At 62.8% G+C, this 347-nt stretch carries 1 protein-coding gene; it reads left to right on the top strand.

Annotation, left to right across the window (positions count from 1 at the left end):
• Positions 1 to 33: 33 nt before the first annotated feature.
• Positions 34 to 347 (top strand): Tn3 family transposase (locus CKO35_RS17625; protein ID WP_338031829.1); only part of this gene is annotated, 314 nt, incomplete at its 3' end.

Genomic DNA, 347 nt, shown 5'->3' with positions numbered 1-347 from the left:
GTCGATGCCTGGACCGGGTTCGCAGACAGGTTCGTGCATCTGCGCACCGGCAATCCCGTCACCGACAAAGCCGCCTTACTGGCGGCGGTACTGGCCGATGGCACCAATCTTGGCCTGGCCCGCATGGCCGATGCCTCGCGCGGCCTCAGCTATCACCATCTGGTCAATGTGGCCCAATGGCACATCAGCGATGACAATTATGTCGCGGCCCGCGCTGCCATCATCAATGAGCACCATGCTCATCCCATGGCGGCGATCTGGGATGACGGGACAAGCTCGTCTTCGGATGGGCAATATTTCCGGGCCGCAGGCCGCGCCGGAGCCGGCGGCTCGGTAAACGCCAAATA

The sequence above is a fragment of the Ectothiorhodospira shaposhnikovii genome (assembly GCF_016584105.1).
Taxonomy (GTDB): Bacteria; Pseudomonadota; Gammaproteobacteria; order Ectothiorhodospirales; family Ectothiorhodospiraceae; genus Ectothiorhodospira; species Ectothiorhodospira shaposhnikovii.
This window is presented reverse-complemented; position numbering and strand designations above follow the sequence as displayed.